This is a genomic window from Vibrio chanodichtyis, from assembly GCF_028863985.1.
GTDB lineage: Bacteria > Pseudomonadota > Gammaproteobacteria > Enterobacterales > Vibrionaceae > Vibrio > Vibrio chanodichtyis.
In genome coordinates this window covers 1-626 of record NZ_JARBFT010000044.1, presented here as the reverse complement: position 1 = coordinate 626, position 626 = coordinate 1, and the positions used below count along the sequence as shown (strand labels likewise).

Genomic DNA, 626 nt, shown 5'->3' with positions numbered 1-626 from the left:
CTGAGTGGCTCTTGGCTGACATCCGAGCCTTGCGCTAAATCATCTTCACTCAACGACAGCGGCTGCACCGCGCTAATGGTCGGTTTATCATCAACAATAGTGACGGGTAATACAATACGGCTGGTGTCGCCATCAAAATCGGTCGCCTGCACGGTAAAGTTCAATAACTGGCTATCGCTACCCACCGCGTGATCCACCACCCCAAGCAAGGTAAAGGTATAACTGCCATTAGTATTAAGCAGCAAACTAAACACCGCACTGCCACCGGCGCTGGCGGTGTAAGTCAGATTGCCATTGCTATCGGCCACCGGAGCCGACAGCGTCACCGCCACCCCATGGGAAGTTAAGCCTTGTACCGGATTGACGCTACTATCGAGCTGATAGCTGACCACCCGATCCGCCCCTTGTACCACGCTAAATTGACCGCTGGCGCTGAGTGGCTCTTGGCTGACATCCGAGCCTTGCGCTAAATCATCTTCACTCAACGACAGCGGCTGCACCGCGCTAATGGTCGGTTTATCATCAACAATAGTGACGGGTAATACAATACGGCTGGTGTCGCCATCAAAATCGGTCGCCTGCACGGTAAAGTTCAATAACTGGCTATCGCTACCCACCGCGTGATC

At 53.5% G+C, this 626-nt stretch carries 1 protein-coding gene; it reads right to left on the bottom strand.

From position 1 onward, the window contains the following. Positions 1 to 626: T1SS-143 repeat domain-containing protein (locus PUN32_RS14035; RefSeq protein ID WP_274723743.1), on the bottom strand; the 626-nt coding region annotated here is incomplete at both ends.